This is a genomic window from Methanoculleus thermophilus, from assembly GCF_001571405.1.
Taxonomy (GTDB): domain Archaea; phylum Halobacteriota; class Methanomicrobia; order Methanomicrobiales; family Methanoculleaceae; genus Methanoculleus; species Methanoculleus thermophilus.
The window spans coordinates 41,915-65,437 of record NZ_BCNX01000003.1; the positions used below are offsets into that span (position 1 = coordinate 41,915).

23 protein-coding genes are annotated in these 23,523 nt (G+C 56.0%); 11 read left to right on the plus strand and 12 right to left on the minus strand.

Annotated features, from left to right (window positions below; genetic code table 11):
• Window positions 1-20: 20 nt before the first annotated feature.
• The 8 genes from MCUTH_RS00295 to thiC form a co-directional block, all read right to left on the minus strand.
• Complete coding sequence (locus MCUTH_RS00295; RefSeq protein WP_083524693.1) at window positions 21-623, minus strand: archaellin/type IV pilin N-terminal domain-containing protein; 603 nt, start codon at window positions 621-623, stop codon at window positions 21-23.
• 567 nt (window positions 624-1,190) lie between these two features.
• Complete coding sequence (locus MCUTH_RS00300) at window positions 1,191-1,535, minus strand: helix-turn-helix transcriptional regulator (RefSeq protein ID WP_066953854.1); 345 nt, start codon at window positions 1,533-1,535, stop codon at window positions 1,191-1,193.
• 5 nt (window positions 1,536-1,540) lie between these two features.
• Entirely contained in the window at window positions 1,541-1,777 is a 237-nt protein-coding gene (locus tag MCUTH_RS00305; RefSeq protein WP_066953857.1) for an LSM domain-containing protein, read from the minus strand.
• A gap of 147 nt (window positions 1,778-1,924) precedes the next feature.
• Window positions 1,925-3,022, minus strand: coding sequence for a fructose-1,6-bisphosphate aldolase/phosphatase (gene fbp / locus MCUTH_RS00310; protein WP_066953860.1), 1,098 nt, complete (start codon window positions 3,020-3,022; stop codon window positions 1,925-1,927).
• 360 nt (window positions 3,023-3,382) lie between these two features.
• Window positions 3,383-3,838, minus strand: coding sequence for an Hsp20/alpha crystallin family protein (locus MCUTH_RS00315; protein WP_066954640.1), 456 nt, complete (start codon window positions 3,836-3,838; stop codon window positions 3,383-3,385).
• 62 nt (window positions 3,839-3,900) lie between these two features.
• Complete coding sequence (locus MCUTH_RS00320; RefSeq protein ID WP_066954643.1) at window positions 3,901-6,327, minus strand: CDC48 family AAA ATPase; 2,427 nt, start codon at window positions 6,325-6,327, stop codon at window positions 3,901-3,903.
• A gap of 71 nt (window positions 6,328-6,398) precedes the next feature.
• The gene (locus tag MCUTH_RS00325; RefSeq protein WP_066953862.1) at window positions 6,399-6,962 is read right to left on the minus strand and encodes a 5-formyltetrahydrofolate cyclo-ligase; all 564 of its coding nucleotides are present in this window, start codon (window positions 6,960-6,962) and stop codon (window positions 6,399-6,401) included.
• A 319-nt stretch (window positions 6,963-7,281) separates the two neighbouring features.
• Window positions 7,282-8,556 carry a phosphomethylpyrimidine synthase ThiC gene (thiC, locus tag MCUTH_RS00330; protein ID WP_066953865.1) on the minus strand — a complete coding sequence of 425 codons (1,275 nt, stop codon included), beginning with the start codon at window positions 8,554-8,556 and terminating at the stop codon, window positions 7,282-7,284.
• Window positions 8,557-8,731: 175 nt separating this feature from the next.
• Between thiC and MCUTH_RS00335 the strand changes: the two genes are divergently transcribed.
• The 10 genes from MCUTH_RS00335 to MCUTH_RS00385 all read left to right on the plus strand — a co-directional run bounded on the left by MCUTH_RS00335 (window position 8,732) and on the right by MCUTH_RS00385 (window position 17,920).
• Window positions 8,732-9,430: an anaerobic ribonucleoside-triphosphate reductase activating protein gene (locus MCUTH_RS00335; protein ID WP_066953868.1), complete on the plus strand. Its 699-nt coding sequence runs from the start codon at window positions 8,732-8,734 to the stop codon at window positions 9,428-9,430.
• Window positions 9,431-9,645: 215 nt separating this feature from the next.
• On the plus strand, window positions 9,646-10,197 hold the full coding sequence (locus MCUTH_RS00340; RefSeq protein ID WP_066953871.1) for a dephospho-CoA kinase: 552 nt from the start codon (window positions 9,646-9,648) through the stop codon (window positions 10,195-10,197).
• Entirely contained in the window at window positions 10,194-10,967 is a 774-nt protein-coding gene (locus MCUTH_RS00345; protein ID WP_066953874.1) for a sugar phosphate isomerase/epimerase family protein, read from the plus strand. The genes MCUTH_RS00340 and MCUTH_RS00345 overlap by 4 nt, the downstream gene beginning before the upstream one ends.
• The gene (gene rnz / locus MCUTH_RS00350; RefSeq protein ID WP_083524694.1) at window positions 10,955-11,908 is read left to right on the plus strand and encodes a ribonuclease Z; all 954 of its coding nucleotides are present in this window, start codon (window positions 10,955-10,957) and stop codon (window positions 11,906-11,908) included. The genes MCUTH_RS00345 and rnz overlap by 13 nt, the downstream gene beginning before the upstream one ends.
• On the plus strand, window positions 11,909-13,126 hold the full coding sequence (locus MCUTH_RS00355) for a magnesium transporter (protein WP_236707417.1): 1,218 nt from the start codon (window positions 11,909-11,911) through the stop codon (window positions 13,124-13,126). It abuts the gene before it with no gap.
• A gap of 32 nt (window positions 13,127-13,158) precedes the next feature.
• Complete coding sequence (locus MCUTH_RS00360; protein ID WP_066953877.1) at window positions 13,159-14,361, plus strand: potassium channel family protein; 1,203 nt, start codon at window positions 13,159-13,161, stop codon at window positions 14,359-14,361.
• Window positions 14,362-14,375: 14 nt separating this feature from the next.
• Window positions 14,376-16,211 carry a DHH family phosphoesterase gene (locus tag MCUTH_RS00365; protein WP_066953880.1) on the plus strand — a complete coding sequence of 612 codons (1,836 nt, stop codon included), beginning with the start codon at window positions 14,376-14,378 and terminating at the stop codon, window positions 16,209-16,211.
• Between the two features lie 269 nt (window positions 16,212-16,480).
• Entirely contained in the window at window positions 16,481-17,158 is a 678-nt protein-coding gene (locus tag MCUTH_RS00370; RefSeq protein WP_066953883.1) for a hypothetical protein, read from the plus strand.
• Window positions 17,159-17,452: 294 nt separating this feature from the next.
• Window positions 17,453-17,704, plus strand: coding sequence for a DUF7123 family protein (locus MCUTH_RS00380; protein WP_066953890.1), 252 nt, complete (start codon window positions 17,453-17,455; stop codon window positions 17,702-17,704).
• A 30-nt stretch (window positions 17,705-17,734) separates the two neighbouring features.
• Window positions 17,735-17,920: a hypothetical protein gene (locus MCUTH_RS00385; protein ID WP_066953892.1), complete on the plus strand. Its 186-nt coding sequence runs from the start codon at window positions 17,735-17,737 to the stop codon at window positions 17,918-17,920.
• Between the two features lie 2 nt (window positions 17,921-17,922).
• Here the strand turns inward: MCUTH_RS00385 and MCUTH_RS00390 are convergent, their stop codons facing one another.
• Window positions 17,923-18,531, minus strand: a complete 609-nt coding sequence (locus MCUTH_RS00390) for a hypothetical protein (RefSeq protein ID WP_066953895.1) — start codon at window positions 18,529-18,531, stop codon at window positions 17,923-17,925.
• 182 nt (window positions 18,532-18,713) lie between these two features.
• On the opposite strand from MCUTH_RS00390, the gene MCUTH_RS00395 reads away from it, so the two are divergent.
• Window positions 18,714-18,974, plus strand: coding sequence for a hypothetical protein (locus MCUTH_RS00395; RefSeq protein WP_066953898.1), 261 nt, complete (start codon window positions 18,714-18,716; stop codon window positions 18,972-18,974).
• A 20-nt stretch (window positions 18,975-18,994) separates the two neighbouring features.
• On the opposite strand, the gene MCUTH_RS00400 is transcribed toward MCUTH_RS00395, so the two are convergent.
• Genes MCUTH_RS00400 through MCUTH_RS00410 form a run of 3 tightly spaced genes read right to left on the minus strand, consistent with a single transcriptional unit; the run spans window position 18,995 to window position 23,519 of the window.
• Window positions 18,995-19,789, minus strand: a complete 795-nt coding sequence (locus MCUTH_RS00400; protein WP_066953900.1) for a CheR family methyltransferase — start codon at window positions 19,787-19,789, stop codon at window positions 18,995-18,997.
• A gap of 36 nt (window positions 19,790-19,825) precedes the next feature.
• Window positions 19,826-20,293: a chemotaxis protein CheW gene (locus MCUTH_RS00405; protein ID WP_066953903.1), complete on the minus strand. Its 468-nt coding sequence runs from the start codon at window positions 20,291-20,293 to the stop codon at window positions 19,826-19,828.
• Between the two features lie 10 nt (window positions 20,294-20,303).
• A complete protein-coding gene (locus MCUTH_RS00410) occupies window positions 20,304-23,519 on the minus strand; it encodes a methyl-accepting chemotaxis protein (protein ID WP_083524695.1) in 3,216 nt (1,071 codons plus the stop codon).
• Window positions 23,520-23,523: the final 4 nt, after the last annotated feature.

The following is a 23,523-nucleotide window of genomic DNA, read 5'->3' on the forward strand; positions in this document are numbered from 1 at the left end:
GTCTTTGCAGGCGTTCCACCTCATGCCTGCACGGTGTGCTTCGAGATTATCTCCCCCGTCTGCTTCTCCAAAATCTCGACGGTGACCTGTACGCCCGGGTAGATGGTATTGTCGGAGAGGTCCAGTTCCAGCTCCTCGCCTGGATTCCAGTAGGGGGTGCGGCACCCCTCGCCCCCGAGCGTCTTTACCCCGTAGTGGTGCGATGGTATGAGCCGGTGGCCGTTTAAAGTCTGGACGACGCAGACTTTCTGGCCGTTCCGATATATGACTGCCTTTAAGCCGTCGTTTTCGTAGACCGTGCTGCCGTTATTGAGGAGCACTATCCTGCTTGCGCAGGTGAATTTTCCTGTCTCCTTGCTGTTATGAGAGATCTCGGTAATAATGATCGGCGGCTCTGCAGGCTCCATCCAGGACCCGGACGGGAGCATCGCAAGCGCCATCAGCAGGACAAGAATAGCGAGGATGATGGTGATGGCAACCATCAGGAGCGTGCCGTGCGTCTCCGAGATGGCTCGATCACTCTCCGTGGTCAGCTCTACTGGCGCTTCGGACGGTTTCCCTGGCTGAGATGCCGTTCGTAAAGCCGTTGAAAATCGAAAGATTGTGCTATCCGCTCCCAACATTTACGTCCCTGTACCGTCTTCTTCCCGCGGACCGCGGACCACGACAGCCCGATGCGCCAACTGCGCTGGGTCTCCCGGCGGGCGTTCTGACATGAACTACTGGAGCAATGGTTTGCCCGCACGGCATCTCTATCTGTATGCAGGGGATAGTGACTCCCCATCCTCCTTGAAGCGTCATTCTCGCCTTGGATGAGAATCCCACCATCTGATAAATAAACGCTACGAAACGAAGTTTCAGTTGTGAGTGATTGAACTATGAAACAGAACTCAGGTCCATCTCGATCGATTTTTAAGCGGACTATGGAGCAGCCACTTGCCTGTAGGAGCTGCTGATTGCGCCCAGGATACAGAGGCCGGTCTTCAAGGTTAAGGCCTGAGGGAGTGGCATCTTACAGCGCAGGCTATGAGATCTCCTGGATGAGAGGCGGAGGTCACAAGGGGGCGTGCGGCATTGTCCGAAGAAATGAGTGCTGGAGGCGGACACACCCGGTAAGGGGCGGGGCCGCCACCCCATCATCAGGAGTGATGACCGCTGGTCCCGGTCAATCGAGGGACCCCTGGGAAGCGTCACTCACCCTGGTACTCTTCAAGAGCGAGCTGGTACATCCAGTCGAAGAGGAGCGCGCAGTCTTCCGGGGTACACTCCTGATCGCAGCCGATACAAGGGAGGATCTCTCCTCCTGCAAGGATGAGACAGGGGTCAATCGCCTGTTTCTTCGCCCGCAATAGATACGTCTTGATGCCGTCGCTACGAAACTCGATACGCTCGATCAGCCCGGCATCCAGCAGTCGCTTTACGATTCTTGAGCACTTTCTGCTGTCGATGTCAAGGAGTTTCCAGAGTTCGCTCTGGAGAACCCCCTGGCGATGAGACTGAATGACCTTAAGTGCTTCTTCCTCCTGGTCGGACATGGCTATCAGAGCAGGGGTGCAATAGTCAAAATGTTATTGCCTCTTATGACGACGGTCCCCAGTATGCGGCCCCTCTGGTCGCCTTTATACTCTGTGGTCTCGTCCATATGCAGATTCAGGTGTTCGTCAACCGCCACGAGCCGGCCCTGGAGTTTTCTGCCGTCGTCCTTGATCTCAACGACTATTTTAGAGTCTACGAGAGAAAAAACCTTTTTTACGGGGAGTACAATGCCGTTAACCATCTGTTCTTATATGGTTACCCTCACGCATTAAATTTTCCGTCAACCATTTCCGGCATAGAAAGAGGCCTCCCTGCTACAGAGATCTCGTTCGAGTACCCTTGATTGCAATCAATGGCTGGCAGTCCAAAAACCAGGAGTAAAAATGGGTTACTCGGGGAGGTCTTCCCAGCGGTCCTTGAACTGCTTCTCGACGCCGGGGAGAGTGGTATACTCCATCTCTTCGAGCGAGAGGCGGTGAGGTTCGAACGGTCCGTGGGCCCTGAGCATACTGGAGAGTTCGCAGCACTGTTCGCGGACGCGATCGAATGCCGGATCGTCGAACATATCTGCAGGCCCGATCAGTTTCCCGTTGCTGACCTGGAACCCGAGACAGATGACCCGGGGCGGTCCGTCGAACTGCGTGCAGTTTGCATCGCAGACGCCGACCGGCATGAATGGTCCATGGTGCGAGCCGCGCATCCAGCCGGCAACGAGGATGGGTGTCCTGAAGGGGTCGATGACCTCTCCGACCGACGGGAACCCGCTCTGTGCCCTGACGATCATGACCGGGTCGTCCTTGCCGACGTAGCGGCCGGCCATCAGATTCAGTCGCTGGGTGCTGGTGGAGGCCGCGATTGTGCCATCCCTCTTCCAGACGTACTTGATCACATAGCGGCTCGGTGCTCCGATATAGGCAAGAAGGCTGTAAGATTCTTCGGGCGTGTTAAAGCGGATCCTCCGCTTCTCGATGACATCGTGGACCTCGAAGGTGAACCCTTGGTGCATCGAAGGATCGATGACGAGGCCGGACGTGCTGAAGGGATCGGCGAAGATCTTGTAGAGGAAGTAGTTCCACGCCCCGGGCTCGGTCTTGTCGGCCATGAAGATCAGAACCGGATCGGAACCCCGCTCCTCAAACTCCATCTCGGCAACGCCGGGTCCCATCCCCTTAACATTGCCGCTGAAAGCATCCCCAAGGAGGTCCTGGCCGGCGCCGTAGAGTTTCATCTCTTTGGCAACTCCGGCGCACTCCATGAAGATATCCCACGCCAACTTGTGGATCTCTTCATTGTCCTCACCCTTGGTGTGCGTCATGATCAACTCGAGATCATCACCGCAGTGGGTAACATGCGAGTCGATGATGATCTTGCCCTCTGCTTCCTTGAGCCTCTGGGCGGCCAGTTCAAGGATCTTTGGGTGGGTACGGGAGTGCCCTGGGAAACTGCCTATATCTGCTTTAATTACAGACACGGTGGTCTTAACCATTTAATCACCACTACCTGGACGGGCATAGCCCTTACGACTAGTAGATAGGTATTACTGTATATGTAGGTGTTGTTGCCTTGAAAAAGGGTTGGCTGGGGCAACGTATAGTACGACTTCCTATCCTTGATGTGGACCGGATTTCTTTCGCATGTGTGCGGCGGGAAGTGGCATTCTGCTTAATGTAGTGAGTTTTGGCTTTTTGGTCCAATTATACTCTTCAATCCAAAAAAGGAAGGCTATCGGTGTTCAATCCCATTGGGGTCTAATATGTGACTTAGATGTCCGCCGCGCGTCCCCTCCCGGGGCGGCAGATGAGGAAAAAGAGGAGTTGCCGGGTTCTGCCGGGTCTTGGGACGGCCCTTAATCGATCCGGATTGTTTTGCCCCGTGAGAATTTGACCTCCAGGACACCATGCTTGTAGTTTGACTGCATGGAGTCGGGATCCACGGCCGGCACCTCCACCGAGGTCAGCTGGTTTGCGCCGGCGATGATCGTCAATGTCCCATTGATGAGTGACAGGTGAATTTCATCTTTTTCGACACCCGGGAGATCGACTGCCACCGTCACATCATCGTCGGTTGTAAACATCTCTGCGATCGGCTCGATCTTTCCTTCCGATGAGGGTTCTGCAGGCGCAGATACGGGTTCCGTCTCCTCCGTCGTTGGGGCCTCCTGTCTGCTGGCATCATGAAGGACGATCTTGAATCCATAGGCAAACGGCCTGTTCTGATCTCCCTGCTCTTTGAGCCCCTGCTCCATGAGACGTTTCATCAGCTCGTTGAGCTGCTGGAAGATGTCTTCTGGGGTGTCACTCATGTGCATCACGTTGTCTTTGACTCTGTTGATGAGGGACCGCCCCCAGAAGGGGACCGGTCCCATCAGAACGCCATGCCTGTCTGGGGCAGCGGACGTTCTATCTTGGTCTTCAGTTCCTTTGTGAGACGGCTTATCTCACCGAAGTCTTTCTTTCTCGCGTAGACCGCGTCTTTGAGGGCCTGCACCAGATCCTTGACTTCTTCCTCGATCTTTCCAGTCTCCCGCGTCCTGACCCGGTTGATGGCCGAGACGGCCTCTTCAAGGGCCGACCGCTGCTCCTGGTTGTAGAGGATCTTCCAGGAGCTGCGTTCGTTCTCTTCCAACCGGTCGATATCCAGCGAACCTTTCACGCGGGTGAAGGCATCTTCGAAGTGTTTCTTCGTGATCCTTACATTGCCGATCGCCTGGCGCCGTTCTTCCTCGGGCTTCTTGCCCATCACAGCAATGAACTCGCGCATTGCGGATATCTTTGCTTCACGGACCAGTGCCTCGATGTCGGCTCCAACGTAGCCTTCTGTCCTGTCAACCAGTTCATCGATGTTGACATCGTTTGAGAGGATCTCTTTGTTCCTGAGGTAGACCTCGAAGATCTTCTTTCTGCCCTCACGATCCGGCGGAGGAACGTAGATGATCCGGTCCAATCTGCCGGGGCGAAGCAGCGCCTCGTCCAACATGTCAGGGCGGTTGGTAGCGCCGAGAACCACGACATTGTTGAGCTCCTCGAGGCCATCGAGCTCTGTCAGGATCTGGCTTACCACACTTTCAGTTACGTGTGATGATCCTATATAAGCTCCGCGCTTTGGCAGAAGTGCATCTATTTCGTCGAAAAAGATAATCGACGGTGCAGCTTGCCTCGCTTTCCTAAACACCTGACGAATTCCGCGTTCTGATTCCCCGACCCATTTCGAAAGGAGTTCCGGACCTTTTACAGAGATGAAATTGCATTCGCTCTCGTTTGCGACCGCCTTTGCCAGGAGGGTTTTCCCCGTTCCTGGGGGGCCGAAGAGCAGGATCCCGCGGGGTGGCTTAGTGTCCAGGGAGGCAAATACCTCCGGGTACTTGAGCGGCCACTCGACGGCTTCCGCAAGATCTCTTTTTACGTCATCAAGGCCTCCGACGTCTTCCCATTTGACATCGGGTATCTCCACGAGCACCTCCCTCATCGCGCTCGGCTCAACATGCTTGTGCGCTTCGATGAAGTCCTCGTTCGTTACACGGAGCTGGTCGATGATCTCGGCAGGGATCTCCTCCTCGATCTTGATCTGCGGGATGATCCGACGCAGCGCGTGCATCGCCGCCTCCTTTGCAAGCAGCGCGATATCTGCGCCGACGAACCCATGCGTCGAGCGGGCGTACTCCTCAAGGTTCACATCGTCGGCAAGCGGCATGCCCCGTGTGTGAATCTGGAAGATCTGCTGCCTCCCTTTGGTGTCCGGGATGCCGATCTCGATCTCGCGGTCGAACCGGCCGCCGCGCCGCAGAGCAGGGTCGATCATATCGGGAAGGTTCGTTGCGGCGATTACCACGACCTGACCACGGGTCTTCAACCCGTCCATGAGAGCGAGGAGCTGGGCGACGACCCGGCGTTCGACCTCGCCCTTCACCTCTTCACGTTTGGGCGCGATCGAGTCGATCTCGTCGATGAAGATGATCGAGGGCGCGTTCTCCTGCGCCTCCTCAAAGACTTCGCGGAGACGCTCCTCGGATTCGCCGTAATACTTGCTCATGATCTCGGGGCCCGAGAGCGTGATGAAGTGAGCGTCCACCTCGTTTGCCACTGCCTTTGCGATCAGCGTCTTTCCTGTACCGGGCGGGCCGTAGAGGAGGACACCCTTTGGAGGCTCGATGCCGAGGCGCTCAAAGAGCTCGGGGTGCCGGAGGGGGAGTTCGATCATCTCCCGGACGAGTTGCAGTTCGCGGTCGAGACCCCCGATATCCTCGTAGTGGACGTCGGCCGCCCTCGTCTCCCGCTGCCCCTCCTTGGGCTCGTATGGGGTCTCCTTCAGCTCGATCTCGGTGCTGTCGGTGACGATGGCGATGCCTTTCGGGACGACTTTGGCGACCGCGAACGTAAGCGGGTTGCCGAGGATGCTGACCGGAATGTATTGCCCCTCGATAACCGGCCGGCCTCGAAGGAGTCTTGCCAGGTACTGCTCGCCGCCGACCAGCCGGATCGGCTGGGTCGGCTGGATGGTCACTTTCTTCGCGTATCCGGCCTCGGTCTTCTTGATCTTGACTATATCGTCGATCCCCGCCCCGACGTTGCGCCGGGTGTTTCCATCGATACGCAGAATTGCCCTGCCGGTGTCCTGGGGGAATCCAGGCCATACGAGCGTCGCTGCCTTCTGCCGACCTTCGATCTCGATGACGTCCCCGCTGACAAGATTGAGAGCCTTCATTGTGTCGATGCTCAGTCGGGCAATCCCACGACCGGCGTCTTCATGAGCCGCCTCTTTGATGGTCACCTCAACAGAGTCGATATTAGCCATGTGCTCCATCTCCTGTGATGTTTACCATAAGTAAGTGAAAAGTTATATTTATATTTTTGCATTGCAGCATCCTATTTGCACTGGATGATACCCTTTTCTGTAACAATGAAGTCCATCTTCACGTCGTAATCGTCAGCAGGAATGCTCTCCATCTGCTGGCAGGAGAATGCAATCCCAATCTTTTTTGGGCGTGGGTACCGGCAGAGGAAGCGGTCGTAATACCCGGCGCCGTAACCAAGCCGGTTCCCTTCGGCATCAAAGGCAAGCATCGGTATGATGACGGCTTCGACCTCCTCGGGCCGGGCCGGAATCTCGTGACCGATCGGTTCGGGAACGTTGAATGTGCTCGGGACGAGGACCCCGGGGTCCGGGAGATACGAGAGGCGAAGGCTGTGGGTCTCCCGCTCGATGATAGGCACGACAACCTTCACGCCCCTGCGGTTTAACTCGAGGATGAGGTCATTTGTCTCGACCTCCGGGGCTTTTGAGACGTAGACCATAACCGTTTCAAACCCGTTCAGGAGTCCAAGGAGCCGTTGTTTGATGCTGCTGCTGTACGCTGTAATCTCGTTTTGGGAGAGATGGGATCGGACCTCCTTTGCCTGCGCGCGGAGGGCCGCCTTTGCCTGACTCATTATAGGAGTTTTGGCTCAATCAAACCATAAAATATACATGCTCCCGGGCGGGAAAGCCGTCGCTTCGCTGCTTTCCGCTCCCCGCTGCAGACCTCACAGATCCCGCGGAGCAAGAATGCCGTCGCGGCGTTCTGGGGTGCATCGAGGATCTCGTCTCGGGATGCCCCTTCCCTTCAACGCGATGCCCATATGGACCTTCGGGCAGCTGCCTGCCTCAGTGGCGATCCCCTCACGGTCCACGTTACCGTGAACATCAACTTCCGCTCTTTGGCGAATGTAATATTAAAAAGTGGGAGTGTCCCGCCGGACTCTCCTATTGTTAGAAGTTAAAATGCCGCCCGACAATCTTTAACGCGCAGTAATCGCCGCACATTGTGCAGGCATCGGTGTCGGCCGGCATCCGTTCGTTCCGGATTGCCCGGGCGCGCTCGGGGTTGATCGCGATCGCAAACTGCCGTTCCCAGTCAAGTTCCCGGCGTGCGTGGCCCATCTCGAGATCGGCGTCCCGCTTCTTGAGTTTGATCATATCCCCGACGTGGGCGGCGATCCTTGAACTGATGACGCCCTCATAGACCTCCTCGGGGGTTGGGAGCGCCAGGTGTTCGGCCGGCGTCACATAGCAGATGAAATCGGCACCGTAAGAGGAGGAGAGCGCGGCCCCGATGGCGGCCACCCGGTCGTCGTAGCCCGGTGCGATATCGGTGACGAGCGGCCCGAGCATGTAGAACGGCTTTCTGTTTGTGACCCGCTTTTGCAGGATGACGTTCGCCTCGATCTCGTCGATCGGGATATGCCCCGGTCCCTCTATGATCGCCTGCACACCCTCTGCGTGAGCTTTGTCGGCGAGTTCGGCATTGATGAGCAGTTCCTGAATCTGAGCGCGGTCGGTCGCGTCGTGGACCGCACCCGCCCGCATCCCGTTGCCGAACGAGAGAGTGACCTCGTGCTCTTTTAAGATCTCAAGCAGGTAGTCGAATTCAGAATAGAGCGGGTTCTCTTTTTCGTTGTGGAGCATCCACGCGGTCATGAAGGCGCCGCCCCGGGAGACGAGCCCGCCGTGCCGTCCCTGGTTCTTTAAGCGCTTCATCGTCTCGTAGTTGATCCCGGTGTGGATCGCCATGAAGTTCGTCCCGAGCTTCGCCTGCTCCTCCGTGATCCGGAAGAGGTCGTCCTCCTCCATGTGGACGACGGCCCCGTATTTTCGGGCGGCCTCGATGAACGCCTGGTAGAGCGGGACGGACCCGACCGAGAGGGTGGTCGCCTCGATGACCCTGCGCCGGATCTCGACGAAATCGCCGCCGGTGGAGAGTTCCATCAGCGTATCGGCACCGGCGCGCTCGGCCTGCCGGGCCTTCTCGACCTCCATATCGACGTCCACGATATCCGAAGACGTTCCGATGCTTGCGTTGACCTTCGTCCGGAGTCCTTCGCCGATACCGCAGATCTTCACCTTGCGATAGGGGGAGACCGGGATGACGATATGGCCCTCGGCCACGCCGCGCCGGACGAAATCCTCAGTTACACCTTCTGCTGCCGCAACAGCCCGCATCTCTTCAGTGATGATGCCATGTCGGGCATCCTCTATGAGTCCCATGGCTCTATATTTGAGAGAAAGGGTTGATAAAGGCTTGTTTTTGCGATTTGACCTAAGATTTGCTTGTTTTCTCCTAAAGTAAAATTGATTTACGCTTACTCAGGTTTTGTTTCCTAGCCGGGAAGCCAAGACTTACAAGAGAGTGGAGAGCACCAGTACATCGATTGGTGATCCCTTGTACGTCAATTTTGGTGGCTTTGTTCCAATCAGCACCGTCGACTGGCGTGGGCGGGCAGCCTGCACCGTCTTTCTCAGAGGATGCCCCGCCCGGTGCTTCTACTGCCACAACGCCTCCCTTCAGGGCGGTGAGGACCTTCGCGACATAGATGAGATCCTTGAAATGATCCGGAGTTCCCGCATGCTTGCAGGTGCCGTCGTCTTCTCCGGAGGAGAGCCGACACTGCAGGGGCCGGCGCTCATGCACCTCGCCACCGCTGCCAAAAAGATGAGGTTCTCCGTCGGCCTGCACACAAACGGGATGTTTCCCCGGGTTATTGAAGCCCTCCTTAAGGAGCATCTCGTGGACATGATCGCGCTCGACCTCAAGACTACATGGGAAGACTACGACAATCTACTGGGGCTTCCCGCCGTCGATGCGGTGAAGGGGTCGCTTGATCTCTGCATGCGGGCCAGGGCCAACGGCAGCCTCGGAAGATTTGAGGTCGTGGTCACTCTCTTCCGGGGCAGGGAGAGTGATCTCCCATCCATCGCCAGGGCCACCCGCGGGGTTGATCTCGTGCTCCAGCAGGGAGTTGCCCCGGGATTTATCCCCCTGACCCGACAGGAACTCGAGGCGGCAGCAGCGCCGCTTGGCCGCAAAGTTCGGATACGGACCCGGGAGGATGGCGAGGTCGAGTACGACCCGGAGCGGTAGGTGTTCTCGCGATGCACCAGGTCCGGTTTTGTCGATGCAGCGCTGACGTTAAGCATAATAGCGTCGGGAACGCACGGTTATGGAGACGCTCGTGGCGGCTGCCCGGACCTCGCATTACGGGGATCGGGCGGCCGGCTACACCAGGATTCTGCAGCCGGTCTCTCGCCGGCACGGCCTGCTGTTCTGGATAGAGTATAATAGGTGGAGAAGTCCTGATGAAGGTCATTGGAATTGTTGGTATGCCGGCAAGCGGGAAGGGGGAGGTATCAAGGGTCGCCAGGGATCTCGGGATCCCGGTTGTGGTTATGGGCGACGCGATACGGGAGCAGGTGAGAGCGGCCGGTCTCCCCCTGACGGATGCTAACTGTGGCGCGATCGCCGGGAAGTTGCGCGCAGATCTCGGTATGGACGCCATCGCCCGGATCACCATCCCGATCATCGAGGAGACGGGTGCGCCTGTTGTCCTGGTGGACGGTATTCGGGGAGACTATGAAGTAGCGACGTTCAAAGAGCACTTCCCCGAATTCACACTGATCGGGATCGTCTCGTCGTTTGAGACCCGTTACCGGAGGCTCGCAGAGCGGGGGCGATCCGATGATTTCCTCACCGTTGAAGAACTCCATCTTCGCGACGAGCGGGAGCTTGGGTGGGGGCTCGGCCGGGCTTTAGAAGAAGCGGACTGCCTGATCACGAACGAGGGAACCCTTGAGGAGTTCACTGCCGAGGTCCGCGCCCTGCTCTGCCGGCTGGGAGGGATAGGAGAATGAGTCTGGTACCATATTTTTCATCCTCATCCAAGGTCTGGGAGTCGCGGGACTGGGTCTTCGGGCTCGAGGAGATCGGGTATGCCGGCTGGGAGATTGTTGCCGACGGCAAATATCGGCTTGACAACCACGAGAACTTCGCCGCTATCCAGGATAACCTCGAGAGCACCGGCCTTCTTGCGACCGTTCACGCGCCTTACAGCGACTTAAACCTCGCATCACTCAACTACCCTATCTGGCGCGAATCGATCCGCCAGACCTGCTGCTGCATTCATTATGCCGCCGACCTGACAGACCGGGTGACGATCCATCCCGGGTTTGTCTCCCCCGTGGGAAAACTCGTTCCCGAGAAGGTCTGGGAGATGCAGAAGACTGCGCTTGTCGAGATCGGAAAGTACGCGGAGGACCACGGCGTTCTTGCGTGCCTCGAGAACATGATCAGCATTAAAGACTTCCTCTGCCGCTACCCCGAGGAGATCCTCGGGCTCACGGAGGGGATCGCGGGGATCGGGATCACACTAGACCTCGGGCATGCCAACACGAATGGTCTTGTCGATGCGTTCCTTGAGCATGTTCATGAGGTCAACCACCTGCACATCCACGACAACCACGGAGCGTCGGATGAGCATCTGGCGCTTGGTGACGGCACCATCCACTGGGAGAAGGCCGGACGGATCATCGCTCGGGACTACTCCGGTCCGGTTGTGATCGAGGGCCGGACGCTTGAAGAGGCAAAACGAAGCCTTGCAGCATTCAGGAAGTGGTTCATATAGCCGGCGAGACGTTGCATGTTCACTTCCTCGGCACAGCGGGGGCTCTCCCGTCTCCACAGAGGAACCCATCCTCGGTCCTGATTCGGCGCGGAGCCGACACTCTGCTCTTCGACTGCGGGGAGGGGACTCAGCAGCAGATGATGCGTGCCCGAACCGGATTTACGGTGAATGCCATCTTCATCACTCACTGGCATGCCGACCATTTTCTTGGTGTCTTCGGGCTCGTCGAGACGCTCGCGTTCATGGGGCGGACAGATCCGCTCCCGATCTACGGCCCACCCTGGGTCGAGGAGTTCGTTGAGATCGTGCAGAAGATCAACCGTCATGCCCGTGGGTTCCCCGTCACCGCACACACACTCGAGCATGGCTCGGTCGTACCCTTCAACGGTTACACCGTCCGGGCGTTCGCGACGCTCCATGGCATATCTGGACTTGGCTATGTGCTTGAGGAGGACGAGCGGCCCGGCAGATTCAATCGCGAGCGGGCCATCGAACTTGGTGTCCCGCCGGGTCCGCTCTTTGGACGACTTCAGCGCGGGGAGACGGTCCGCATCGTCCGTGACGGCGTCGAGGTTGAGGTCCGACCCGACGACGTACTGGGCATGCCGCGTCCCGGGCGGAAGATCGTCTATACCGGGGACACACGCCCGCTGCAGCACCAGCCCGATACTGCTGCATTGATCCGGGATGCAGACCTTCTGATCCATGATGCCACGTTCGATGATCAGGAGAGTAACCGGGCCCGCGAGGTCCTCCATTCGACCGCCGGCGAGGCGGGCGAGGCTGCAGCAGCATTAGGGGCCCGTATGCTTGCCCTGCTGCACATCAGCTCCCGCTACGCGAGCACAGCAAACCATATACGCGATGCAAAGCGACATTATGAGGGTGACGTGATCCTGCCAGCCGATCTGGCGGTGCTGGAGATCACATACAGGAGCTGATTGAGATGGACGGTGATGGTGATGGAGCAGGGCCTATCCAGCCAGAGCCACCTGATCCTGACGGGTCTTGGCGCCCTGCTCATCAGCGCCGCCATCTCGAGCGTTGCAGGCATTTATCTTGGTTCTGCCCGTGAAGTCCTCGCATTGATACCCGGCCTGATGGTGCTCCTGCCGTCGATAATCCATATTCGGGGGAGCATCGCCGGCGTCTTTGCATCACGCCTCTCCTCGGCGATGCACCTTGGGGAGTTCTCCATCGACTTTGAGGAAGGCTCCGTTCTCGGCGACAATATCCGCGCCTCGTTTGTCATAACGATTCTTATCGCGTTCGTTATCGGCGTCTTTTCCTATGCGGCGAGCCGCATCTTCGGGTACCCCGTGATTGGCGTCACCGACCTCGTGCTGATCTCGGTCGTCACAGGCATTGTCGCGGGAACTGTGGTGATGGGGATCACCCTGCTCGTTGCTCTTGCAAGTTACCGCTACGGTCTTGACCTCGACATGATCGGCGCACCGGCCGTCACCACCACAGGGGACCTCGTTACGCTTCCGATCCTCGTGCTCTCCGCGACGCTCATCGTGCATCTCTCTCCCGGATTCCGTCTGGTTCTCGGAGGTCTCGCAGTCGTGGTCGCCGTCGCGACCGTTCTCTACACCTGGCGCCGCTCGGAGGGGCTCGGCTCGATCGTCCGGGAAAATCTCTACCTCCTCATCCTGCTCAGCGTCCTCGGCACGCTGGCCGGTCTGACCTACTCCTTCAACCTCGAAGAACTGGTGACGGTCGCAGCCTTTCTCATCCTGATACCGCCGTTCACGGGAGGCCTTGGGTCAATTGGGGGCATTCTCGGGTCGCGTCTCTCGACCGGGATGCACACCGGCGAACTCAACCCCTCTATCCTTCCCGAGCGCGGCGTCGTGCATCATTTTATTATTTCCTACCTCTATACGTTGATATTGCTTCCACTGCTAGCGCTCATCGCGCATGGTGCAGCGGTGCTCATGGGGTTGAACAGCCCCGGCCTTGGGATACTGGTCGCCATCAGTCTTGTGGCGGGTCTGGTTGTCATGACACTGGTGAACGGCGTGGCGTACGTCACTGCGAGTCTTTCATTCCGCTACGGTCTCGATCCCGACAACTTCGGGATCCCTGTCGTCACAAGCCTGATCGACCTGATTGGCGCAGCTGCGCTCGTGGCCGTGATAGGCCTGCTGTTGTAGTGAAAGAAGATGAGAACGACGGTTATTAGACCATGATGGAACACGAATACCAACCGGTCAGTTTCAAAGATGTCCTCATTGAGATGAAGGATATCTCGGAGCTGATGGTTGATCTCTCTTACTCCGCAATACTCTTCGATAGCAAAGAGATCGCGCTTGAAGTGGTCAATCTCGAGGAGAGCATGAATAAACTGGTCTATCAGGCCAGGATTCAGAGTGTTCTTGCCGCGAGACGGATCGAAGAGGCAGAGGCAATGAGTGGTATGCTCCAGGTTGCCGAGGCCGCAGAGAGGATCGCGAATTCGGCCTCAGATATAGCAAAACTCATTCTAAAAGATATCAGGTTCCCGGCAAAACTCAAGCGTGTCTTTCCAGAGGCTGAAGAGATTGTCACCCGGGTTATTGTCAGTCAGGGCAGCGAACTTGCTGGCCATACGCTTGGTGACCTCAAAGTTCAGAGCACGACAGGGATGCAGGTGATTGCTATCCGACGTGGCAAGGGATGGATATACGATCCCGACAGGGTCACCCGGGTAGAGGGAGGAGATATCTTGATTGCGCGTGGCCCGGAAGCCGGAGAGGATCTCCTCTTCTCAATGGCCGGAGCACCGGAGCGCTCCCGAAGCGAACCACCACGCGCAGGAGAGGTCGACGATCTTGACCGGGCGGTTCAACTGATCATCGAGATGAAGAACCTCTCGGAGCTCTCCGTAGGGCTTGCGTATACATCGCTCCTCTTCAACAACAAGGAGGTTGCACATGAGGTAGTCGCCCTCGATTCAGCACTTGACGATATGCGTTATGACCTGGATCTCTGGGTCCTTGAAGCGGCGCGAAAGATCGAGGATGTGCACTATCTCCGTGGCCTGTTGTACATGTCCTCTTTTGCACAGGCAATCAGTGATTCCGCCCGCTCTATCGTCGACGTCATCCTGCGCGACATCGAGATCCCCCCGGTCTTCAAGAAGATCGTCCGGGAGTCGGACGAGATCATTACGAGGATTCCTGTGGCGGAGTCGTCACCACTTGTGGGGCAGACTCTCAAGGAGGCATCGCTCGGAACGGTGACCGGGATGGTCGTTCTTGCCATCAAGCACGGCGACCGCTGGGTCTACCGTCCGGGAAAGAGTGTCCGGCTGGAGAGCGGTGACATTATCATAGCAAAAGGCAGACGGGACGGTGAGTGCCGGTTGTATGAACTTGCCGGATACGCCCTCGAATTGCCTGAAGGGTAATTTGGTGAACAATTATGGAAGATACTGAAGATATAATCGTCTATCGCCTCGGAGCAAACTGCAGTCTTGACGAGGTGGAGGAAGGAAAGACTTATCTTGGGCGGGTGCAGGGCTTTGCTCCGTTCGGCGTCTTTGTCCAGTTAAATGACCGGGTCAAAGGACTCGTTCATAAGAGCAATGTGAAGTTGCAGCATACTGAGCGTGATCCAATCATCGTTCACGTTCTTCAGATCCGGAGTAACGGTAACATCGACCTTGAAGAAGTCACCCCGACCGTCTACCAGACCCTGAACGTGACCAAGAAGACGACGAGCGTGCTTCTTGCCGATATAGGGAAGAAGATCGGCAGAACGATCCTGATTGAGGGAGAGGTCGCCCAGATCAAGCAGACCTCGGGGCCGACGATCTTCACGATCGTTGACGAGTCCGGCACCGCGAACGCGGCAGCCTTCGTCGAAGCAGGTGTCCGCGCATATCCTGAGGTCGAACTTGGGGATATCGTCGCCCTTACGGGCGAGGTGATGCAGCGCAACAACCAGCTTCAGATTGAGGTCTCATCCATGGAGGTCATGGAGCCGGAGGGTGCGGCACGGGTCAGGGAGCGGATCGACGCGGCGCTGGATAGGCGTGCGGAGCCAGAGGATCTCCCGTTCTTCATTGAGAGCGAGGTCCTTGACGCTCTGCGACCACAGATGCGCCAGGTGGCAAAAGAGATCAGGAAAGCGATCCTGACCGCGCGGCCGATCATTCTCCGTCACCATGCGGATGCGGATGGTATATGCGCTGCCGTCGCGATCGAACAGGCAGTGACTGCGCTTATTCGCGAGAGCGGCGGAGACTTCGACGCGGAGTACTTCCTCTTTAAGCGTTCACCGTCCAAGGCCCCATTCTACGAGTTGGAGGATATTACCAGGGATATCGATTTTGCCCTCAAAGACAACGTCCGCTATGGCCAGAAGATGCCGCTGATCCTCTTGATGGACAACGGGTCCACCGAGGAGGATATGCCGTCGCTGAAGATTGCCCGGATCTACGATCTTCCGGTGATGGTCGTCGATCACCACCACCCCGATGAGATCGTGGATGACTATCTCATCGGGCACGTCAACCCCTACCACGTGGGCGGCGACTACGGGATCACGGCCGGGATGCTCGGCGCGGAGATCGCCCGCATGATCAATCCGAAGGTTGCGGACCAGATCCGGCACCTGCCGGCGATTGCGGGTGTCGGCGACCGAAGCGAAGCTCCGGAGCGTGCTCGCTATCTTGCACTCGTCGCACCGGAGTACTCTGAGGATGATTGCCGGGATATTGCGCTCGCGCTCGACTATGAGCAGTTCTGGCTCCGGTTCAGCGATGGGAGAGAGATTATCAAGGATATCTTAAACCTCTCCGGCAATCCCGACCGCCACGAACGTTTCGTCGACCTGCTGGTCGAAGAGGCGAACCGGGCGATCGAGGAGCAGCTCGAGGCCATTATGCCTCACGTGGAGAGCCGGATCCTGCCAAACGGTGCCAGGCTCTTCATGCTCGATGTGGAAATATTTGCCCATCGGTTCACGTTCCCGCCGCCTGGTAAGACCTCCGGGGAGGTGCACGACCGGCTGGTTCGGGAGCATCCGGGCGAACCTATTGTCACGATCGGATTTGGGCCGGACTTTGCCGTCCTGCGTTCCCGCGGCGTCATGATGAACATACCCAGGATGGTGCGCGAACTTCACAGCGAGATCGTTGGCGGAGGCGTGAGCGGTGGTGGCCACCTCGTTGTTGGGAGCATCAAGTTCGTTGAAGGAATGCGTGACGTGGTGATTGAGAGTCTGATCAAGAAGATTGGTGAGGCCCCAATCTGATCGCTATCTTTCTTGCTGGTACTGCAGCCAGGCTGTTTATCTGGTTGTTGTTAAAAGATCCTGATTTGTGGAACGTATTGGGATCGAAGAGATGTTTTGGCGCTGAAATTATGTCCGGACGCCACCATTCTAGCATCGTTTTTAGAGTCTCTGCCGGGTAACTGTGCATGAGGCCGTCACTGTGCGGGTGGCACCAGGCAGTTAACGGCGTGTGTGATTTTGACAATGATCGAAATATAAAAATATGTATATAGTTAACTGGGGTTCTCATGACCGAGAACCACTGGAGATGGAGAACGCTTCTCGTTGTGCTGTTTGTAACAGCAGCATTTACTCTTCCTGTAGCCGCTCAGAACACGACATCCACAGAACCTCTCACCTGGACGCTCGCTCCGACACCTGCTGAGACGACTGCTAACGCGACTCTGGAGGAGACCCCTATAGAAACTCTGGTTGAGGAGATCGCTACCGAGATCCCGGAGGAGACCTCGATAGAAACTCTGGTTGAGGCGACCACTACCGAGACTTCTGAGGAGACTCTGGTGACAACCCGTTATGAGACGACTGCCAACGAGACCCTGGAGGAAACCCCGACGGATACTCAAATTGAGGAACCCCTCAATGAGTCTCTGGAGAACCGAACTCTCAGCGCGGTTCCGGGTAACGAGACCCTTGACAACGAAACGTATAATGGGACTCTGGAGAGCGATATCGCCAACACGACGACCACTGTGACCGGACCGCCTGTTATCATCGGGACGGATGAGGAACCGATCGAGACAGCACCTGTCGAGAATACCACGGTCGATATGCCGACGTTCACGCCGATACAGGCAGCACAGGTCAACCCAAGTCCAACATCGGCGGCCCCCCTCTCGGTCATCGGCGCCATTGGGGCGATTGCAGTTGCCGCTCTCCTTGTTGTGATCTCAAGGAGAAGGAGGTAATGGTGGAAGATCAGAGGGGTGCGGGAGAGAGAAGAGCGGGGGCCCAGATGTGGATCCGGCCAGGCTCGATTGTTGCCGTGAAGCGCAGAAGGCTAACTTCCTTCTTTTCCAGCATCCACCCTGGCAATGGCCACTTCTTCTTTGTTGTACACTACGTTCCGACTTCATCGGTCGTCATGGCGGCGCCAATTTATATATAACGATTTATATACACAGGAGGTGATTCAAAGAGTTTAAATGGATAAACATAAATAGACCTATGCACTAAAACCACTTGCTCGGGGGCATATGGAAATGTCAACAAAAGATCGCATCAAAGAGAAATACAGCGATACCCAGCGAAAGATCCTGCACCACCTTAAGTCCGGGCTGAAAGCAGGTAAGTCTTACTTCAAATCCAAGTATATTGCAACAGATCTGGGTCTTTCGGCAAAAGAAGTGGGCATCAACCTTGCCATTCTCTCCGAGATCTGTGATGAGCTCGATATCAGGCGCTGGAGTTATTCGAACAGTACGACCTGGCGTGTCACTCCCCGTCCATCATAATTTTTATTCAGTAACGCTCTATTCTACGGCATGAAGATCATTGAGTTCGAAGCACCCGTTGAGTTTGTGGCTAACATCAACGAATACAAGGACTGCCTCATGTCTCAGGACAAGAACCATGAGAACCCTGAAGTGCTCTGGTTCAATATCGACGTCCCGAAGGGGCATGGCGTACGGGCCGGGGACCGGGTCAGAGTTACCGTCGAAAAGATTTGAGTTCAGAGATATTTGGGAAGGGTCTCCAGCGTGATGCGGTATGAGTCTATCTCATTCACGCTGACGATGAGGTAGAAGTCCTTCCCTCCTCTCTCAACATTTTTGATAATACTCCCCGGGTAGCGCAGTTCTGCTCCCTCAATGATGCTTCCGCTCTCCAGATCAACAAGTGCCATCCGAAAGTGCGCTGCCTCCGGTCTTACCGTTGCAGAGACACTGCAGTTCAGTCTCCAGACTGTGTAGGGTACGTGGAACGCCTCGGTGATCCCTCCCCGTGCCTCCTCAATGTAAGCGAACGGGACGATGCCTTCATTCTCCTTCCAGAGGGGATCAGACCCCCCGTACTGAGTGAGATTGCTGGGGAGATAGTAGAGAGGGTAACTCCAGATCTCACTTGTATAAGAAATTCTGGCAGGTCCGATTGGCATCGACGGCGTGGGTGTAGGGGGGGTCGTGATGGGAGGAGTCGGCGCGCCCTCTGGTGGCGTCGGTATCGGGGTTTCAGGTTCACTATTCACTGCATTCACTGCAGGAGGATGCTGAAAGACGATTCCTATGGCGGAAACGATAAGCAGGGCCGCAAGGATGCTGATGATGTCGCCTTTGTCCACAAAATTAGAGCGACGTGTAAAGTAAAAAGTGCTTCGGATTGTGTTTTCATCTACCCAAATATTGGGTCACTTTCTTCTCTAATGGTTTTAAGAAAACCCGGTTTAACTTTTAACTTGGTCTCATTAGAGATCACATTGCGGAAGCAATTAATATTGAGACTTGCATATGTCTTATCAAGCGCATGGAAGTTCCAGAGGTTCGTACATGGGTGATCTTTTACCTGCTCTCCTTTGTCGTACTTCTTGTAGCGACATTCATCACGACGCAGAATGCCGGGCAGCTCTGGATCAGCCTCATGCTCATCATCATCATAGTCGGTGTAAACCTCTGTTTACTGGTCTCTGAGTTGAAGCGTTACCAGGACCGGAAGGCCTTCATGCACAAGATGTCAGTCTTTGATGAGACTGAGACGGATAGAGACTCTTCCGGTCGACGCTGGTAGCATCTTGAGACATGAGTTCATCATGTCGCTTTCCGCAGTATCTTTTGTACGGCGCTGTAGGGAGTAAAGAGATGCTCGACTTCTCTTCCAAGGTATTCCGTTTTGCCCATAACATAATAGCCGTCAGTAGAAAGGGCGGTATGGAAGAGATATGTAAGCTCATTCTTCTGCTTCTCAGTGAAGTAAATCGTGACATTTCGGCAAACGACGATGTCAAGGTACCTCGCCACAGGAACGCCTGACATCAGGTCGTGTTGCCGAAATTTGACGAGTTCTCTGAGATGAGGACAGACCTCAAATGTACCGTCATCGCGACTGATAAAGTGTCTTCTGATCCGGTGCTTGTCTACGTTCTCAAGCGCTTTTAGATCGTAAATGCCGGCCATGGCTTTCTGGAGCGCCTCGGTGTCGATATCTGTTGCATATATCGTTACGTTGAGATCTCGATGGAGTGCCATTAACTCGTGTGCAAGGATGGCGATCGAATATGGTTCTTCGCCTGTGGCGCAACCGGCGCACCAGATCCTGATCAACTTCTTGTGGCGGGCGAGATCTGGAAGTATCTTCTGTTGTATGACTTCAAAGACATCCGGATCACGGAAGAATTTGGTGACGTTGATCGTGAGGGCTTTGCGGAGCAGGTCAATCTCCTCTGGATGCGTGAGAAGATACTTCTGGTAAGCCTCATAGTCCTCAGTGTTCGTAAGGCGCATCCTTGAGAGAATACGCCGCTTAATGTAATCCTCTTTATAGTTTGAACACTTAATCCGAACCAGCCTCTCTATGCACTTCTGAAGTGATGCAAATCCGTCCATACTGAAAAGTCCTCACGGGGCTGCTGATTATTGATTCTAGAAGTGGCTGAGATTTTCGATTACCTTCTGAATATCAAGCCAGATAATCAGATTTTTCATCTCATCGCCATTTTCGTTCCCAACCTTGATGATTCCTTTGACGTAGTCACCTATCGATGATGTAATGCCATCAGTGATCTGCTCGATCTGGTCCTCATGTATCGAGACAACGCTGTGAACGTCATCGACGATGATCCCCACGTTCGATCCGCCTGCTGCGTCCGGCATCAGCACAACAATTTTGTGGTTTTCGCTATTCTCGGCTCCTGGAAGGCCAAGGAGATCTCGAAGGTCAATTATGTTTGTGATCTCGCCTCGCAGATTGATGATGCCTGCAAGGTACCGGGGGGCACGGGGGAGTGGAGTGATTGGCATCATCTCCACAATCTCCCGAGCTATCTGGATATCCAGCGCGTAGTGTTCCTCCCCGAGCTGAAACTCCACGACATCTATGGATGCTGCCATCGGCTCTCCCTCAGTTCAACTTGAACTGCCTCATCATCTTCTCGAGCTGCTCGGCCATCTCTGCCAGTTCGTGCGCTGCGCTCCCGACCTCTTCTGTCGATGCACTGACTTCTTCAGCGAGGGCCGCCATATCCTCGGTGCGGGTCAGAGTCTCCTTGATCATGCTGTTGGACTCGTCCATCTTTTGCATGACCTCGTTCGTGGAGTTTGCCTGGTCTTCGGTGGCCTTGGTTATCTCGGTGATACCGTGGGTCACCACTTCCACGCCGTTGACGATGCGGTTTAAGCTTGCGATGACCTTGTTGACGCTCTCGATGCCTGCCTGGATCTCCTGGTGGGACGCCTGCATCGAGCCTGTAGTCTTCTCGGTGCTTGCCTGGATAGTCCGGATCAGGTCTTCGATATCCTGGCTCGCCCGCTTTGACTCACCGGCAAGGTTCCTGATCTCCCCGGCGACCACGGCAAACCCGCGACCATGCTCCCCTGCACGGGCGGCCTCGATTGCGGCGTTGAGCGCGAGGAGGTTGGTCTGGTTGGCGATGTCGGCGATAAGTTTGACAATGTTATCGATCTCGCGCATCTGGTTGTTGAGGGCGCTGATCTCATCCACGGTCTGTTTGGAGATCTCCTCGACAAGGTGCATCTTCTTCGTCGCAACTTCACCCAGGGCAGCCGCATCGTTTCCTTCCTTCGAGGCCTTCATGGCGTGCTCCATGACCTCCTGCGACGTGCTTGCGATTTCCTCGATGGATGCGGATAAGTCATTAATGTCCTTGTTGATCTCCTCGATCTTCTCAAGCTGCCGCCGCGCATCCTCCGAAGAATGCTGCGTCGAGGTCGCGACCTGCTCCGTGGCCCGGATGATCTCGTCCGAACTCTTGCTGACCTCTTTCGTTGTCTGGTCTACCTGTTGAACGGCCTTTGCCACCTCGGCGAGGAGAGAACGGATGGAAGTCAGTGAGGCATTATAATCGTTCTTAACGTTCCCCAGAGGATCATCGGCCTCTGTGGTCACAAATACTGTCATGTCACCTTTTGCCAAAGCGGCGAGCGCTTTTCCAAGTTCACTGGCGCTCCTTCCGAGTCTCTCGCTCTCCTGTTTGGCGGTTTCCATCAGTTCTTTAATCTGCTCCTCTTTCTTCCGCTGCTCGGTGATGTCGTTGTAGACGGTGAGGACCGAGTCGAGGTTCCCCTCACGGTTGAGGAGCGGGATGTTGTACCGCTCAAGGATGCGGATGCCGGATGGGAACTCTACCGTGACCTCTCCATGGTTTGCCTGCCGGCTGTGTATGGTGTCGATAATCCCCTGACCCGACTGGGAGAGATACTTCATGTCGTGGACGGTGAGCCTCGAGGCCTGATCTTGGGTGTACCCCGAGAGTTTCAGGAATGCCTTATTCGCCATTCTCAGTGTCGCATCCGGGTTCCAGAGGAGAATGGGCATCGGATTCTCCTGAACCATGACCTCGGTCTGCTCCTGCAGCTCCTTGACCCTCTCCATCTCTTCCTGTTGCTTGGTCCAGTCGTTCCAGACGTAGAAGGCCATCTCGATATTGCCGTCCTTATCGAGGATGGGAATGGCGTTCAGGGTAAGGTACTTCTTCACACCGTCAGGCCACTTGACCAGGGCATCAGTCCGTGCGAGCCTCTTCGTCTCGTAGCAGGCGTAGAAGTGTTCGCCGTCAAGGATGGTGATATCATAATCGTAGAGTTTCTTTGCAAGCGTCTCTTCCCGCGTTCCCCGCCACATCCGGACGTATTCGTCGTTGATGTCAATCCGGCTCTTATCGGGCCCGAGGAGTGCAATTGCAAGCGGATTCTGCTTGATCATCGCGTCCACACGGTACTCGGCCTTCTTGACCTCCTCTTCCTTCTCCTTCAGTTCGGTCCAGTCGTTCCAGACGTAGAAGGCTCTCTCGATATTGCCGTTCTTATCGAGAATGGGGATGGCGTTCAGGGTAAGATACTTCTTCACGCCGTCCGGCCACTTGACCATGACGTCCGTCCGCGCGAGTTTCTTCGTCTCGTAGCAGGCGTAGAAGTGTTCGCCGTCAAGGATGGTGATATCGTAGTCGTAGAGTTTCTTTGCGAGCGTCTCTTCCCGGGTTCCCCGCCACATCCGGGCATACTCGTCGTTGATGTCGATCCGGCTCTTGTCAGGCCCGAGGATTGCGATCGCAAGTGGGTTCTGCCGGATCATCGTGTCGACGCTATGCTTGAGTTTCTCGGCCTCCTCTTTCCTTTCCTGAAGGTCGGTCCAGTCGTTCCAGACGTAGAAGGCTACCTCGATATTGCCTTTCTCATCAAGAATGGGGATGGCGTTCAGGGTAAGATACTTCTTCACGCCGTCCGGCCACTTGACCATGACGTCCGTCCGCGCGGGTTTCTTCGTCTCGTAGCAGGCGTAGAAGTGCTCGCCGCGGATCACCGTGATATCATAGTCGTAGAGTTTCTTTGCAAGCGTCTCTTCCCGCGTTCCCCGCCACATCCGGACATACTCGTCGTTGATGTCGATCCGGCTCTTGTCGGGCCCGAGGATTGCGATCGCAAGCGGATTCAGCTTGATCATCGTGTCAATACGACGCTGCATCCGGTAGATCTCTTCCTCTTCCTTCCTTCTCTCAGTGAGATCGTTATAGATGTTTAGAATCCCGGTTAATTCGTTCCTCTCGTTTAGGAGCGGAATCCCGTATTGCTCAAGAGTGTAGACGCCTGTGGGGAACTCAACCGTCACCACTCCGCGAACCCGCCTCTTCTCACTGAGCACCTTCCTGATCCCCTCTCCCTTCTGGTCAAGGACTTTGAAGTCCCCGAGGTACATTGTGGTGACACGCGACTGGTCAAGGCCCGTCATCTGGAGATATGCCTGGTTGACTGTGCGGATCTTCATCGAGGTGTCAACAACCAGAATCGGCATTGGGTTTTCCTGTACGATCGTCTCGAACTGCTTCTGGAGAGATTCCACAGCCTCAAGTCTGCTCTGAAGTGCCTGCTTCTCCTCCTGCTTCTTGTCGAGTATTGCGTTGATCGAAGTGGCCAGAGCCCTGAACTCCTCTGGAACGCTGGCCAGATCGATCCTTGTGGAGTCATCGCCGTTAATTCCTGCGTGGAGCGCAGCCTCAAGTGCCTCAGGCAGTACAACCGTGCCAGACTGCTGCGCCTGGCCTGCCGCGCCTGGCACAACCGGTCCGGTAAATAATGCTTTTCTTCCAGGTTTATCACTCATAGAT

Excerpts from the sequence above, each read along its gene's own strand:
- MCUTH_RS00295 (WP_083524693.1), bottom strand. The coding sequence starts at position 623 with ATGTTGGGAGCGGATAGCACAATCTTTCGATTTTCAACGGCTTTACGA.
- MCUTH_RS00300 (WP_066953854.1), bottom strand. The coding sequence starts at position 1,535 with ATGTCCGACCAGGAGGAAGAAGCACTTAAGGTCATTCAGTCTCATCGC.
- MCUTH_RS00305 (WP_066953857.1), bottom strand. The coding sequence starts at position 1,777 with ATGGTTAACGGCATTGTACTCCCCGTAAAAAAGGTTTTTTCTCTCGTA.
- fbp (WP_066953860.1), bottom strand. The coding sequence starts at position 3,022 with ATGGTTAAGACCACCGTGTCTGTAATTAAAGCAGATATAGGCAGTTTC.
- MCUTH_RS00315 (WP_066954640.1), bottom strand. The coding sequence starts at position 3,838 with ATGAGTGACACCCCAGAAGACATCTTCCAGCAGCTCAACGAGCTGATG.
- MCUTH_RS00320 (WP_066954643.1), bottom strand. The coding sequence starts at position 6,327 with ATGGCTAATATCGACTCTGTTGAGGTGACCATCAAAGAGGCGGCTCAT.
- MCUTH_RS00325 (WP_066953862.1), bottom strand. The coding sequence starts at position 6,962 with ATGAGTCAGGCAAAGGCGGCCCTCCGCGCGCAGGCAAAGGAGGTCCGA.
- thiC (WP_066953865.1), bottom strand. The coding sequence starts at position 8,556 with ATGGGACTCATAGAGGATGCCCGACATGGCATCATCACTGAAGAGATG.
- MCUTH_RS00340 (WP_066953871.1), top strand. The coding sequence starts at position 9,646 with ATGAAGGTCATTGGAATTGTTGGTATGCCGGCAAGCGGGAAGGGGGAG.
- MCUTH_RS00345 (WP_066953874.1), top strand. The coding sequence starts at position 10,194 with ATGAGTCTGGTACCATATTTTTCATCCTCATCCAAGGTCTGGGAGTCG.
- MCUTH_RS00360 (WP_066953877.1), top strand. The coding sequence starts at position 13,159 with ATGATGGAACACGAATACCAACCGGTCAGTTTCAAAGATGTCCTCATT.
- MCUTH_RS00365 (WP_066953880.1), top strand. The coding sequence starts at position 14,376 with ATGGAAGATACTGAAGATATAATCGTCTATCGCCTCGGAGCAAACTGC.
- MCUTH_RS00370 (WP_066953883.1), top strand. The coding sequence starts at position 16,481 with ATGACCGAGAACCACTGGAGATGGAGAACGCTTCTCGTTGTGCTGTTT.
- MCUTH_RS00380 (WP_066953890.1), top strand. The coding sequence starts at position 17,453 with ATGTCAACAAAAGATCGCATCAAAGAGAAATACAGCGATACCCAGCGA.
- MCUTH_RS00385 (WP_066953892.1), top strand. The coding sequence starts at position 17,735 with ATGAAGATCATTGAGTTCGAAGCACCCGTTGAGTTTGTGGCTAACATC.
- MCUTH_RS00395 (WP_066953898.1), top strand. The coding sequence starts at position 18,714 with ATGGAAGTTCCAGAGGTTCGTACATGGGTGATCTTTTACCTGCTCTCC.
- MCUTH_RS00400 (WP_066953900.1), bottom strand. The coding sequence starts at position 19,789 with ATGGACGGATTTGCATCACTTCAGAAGTGCATAGAGAGGCTGGTTCGG.
- MCUTH_RS00405 (WP_066953903.1), bottom strand. The coding sequence starts at position 20,293 with ATGGCAGCATCCATAGATGTCGTGGAGTTTCAGCTCGGGGAGGAACAC.
- MCUTH_RS00410 (WP_083524695.1), bottom strand. The coding sequence starts at position 23,519 with ATGAGTGATAAACCTGGAAGAAAAGCATTATTTACCGGACCGGTTGTG.